Here is a 1147-nt window from a genome sequence, read left to right on the forward strand (position 1 = left end):
TTCCAAGATAAACCATCATAAAACCTTCTTCAATTTCTACTTCCAGGCTGTTAGAAGGAATAATACTAAGCTCTCCTTCCTCATCTTTTACAAATAGTGGAATGATATCAGAATCTGTTTTACTTATCTCTATAAGCCCTTCATAGTGCTCCTTGGAATTCAGTTCAATTTCATGAATTGAAGGATACTTCCTGGCAAGGTTCGTTAATTTGATATAATCATCGGTTTGCGAGAACAGTCCTTCTTTAGGATTGTTTTCAGGATCGTACATTTCATCTGAAGAAACTACTCTAAAAGATCCATTTTCTCCAAAATGCTTTCTGAACTTTTCAATGGCATTCAGGTTTACTTCCGTATTTCCAGTCATGGCCATCAAGTAACCGATATCACTTAATTCAATATTATTGATAAGATCATCTGAATAAACATTTTCCTGGATCGCATCCAATCCAAGTTCCTGTGCTTTTTTAATGTTTGTTCCATTACTATCTACCAGTACCACATGTCTGTTGTTCTTCTTCAGATAACTACCAATCAATCTTGAAATAGTAGATGCTCCAATGATAAGGATACCCTGAGAATTCTTCAGAAAAACTCCCACTAATTGAGCGAATAATCTTGCTGTGGTCGCATTCAGAAGAACTGTTCCCAGTACGATCATAAATACAAGCGGAGTGATATATTCTGCTCCGGGAACGCCTTGGTTGGAAAGTTCAATTCCGAAGAGAGAAGCGATACCTGCGGCTACGATACCACGAGGTCCAACCCAGCTTATAAATAGTTTTTCGTTGAATTTGAGTGATGAGCCTATACTGCTCACAAATACACCCAAAGGTCTAACGATGAGTACCACCGTAGCAAACAGGATCAATGCTTTGATATCATAAACCAGCATCAAATCTTCAACATTGATATTCGCAGCAAGTAGTATGAACAGGATCGAAATAAGCAGGACGCTCAAAGATTCTTTAAAATAAAGTAATTCTTTCAGGTTTGGAAGGTTGATGTTTCCCATCACCATTCCCATTACTACCACGGCTAAAAGTCCGCTTTCATGAGCGAAAAGATCTGCCAGTACGAATACTCCCAGCACGGTTGCCAGCGTAAGTACATTCAGTAAATAATGAGGGATCACGTTCTTTTTGAT

1 protein-coding gene is annotated in these 1147 nt (G+C 38.4%); it reads right to left on the minus strand.

Going from position 1 to position 1147, the window contains the following annotated elements; translation table 11 throughout:
- The coding region (locus tag ACNKXS_RS04535; protein WP_417919821.1) for an NAD-binding protein at window positions 1-1147 on the minus strand (1147 nt) is incomplete at both ends.

Origin of the sequence: Christiangramia marina, assembly GCF_048285865.1 — a bacterium.
Classification (GTDB): domain Bacteria; phylum Bacteroidota; class Bacteroidia; order Flavobacteriales; family Flavobacteriaceae; genus Christiangramia; species Christiangramia marina.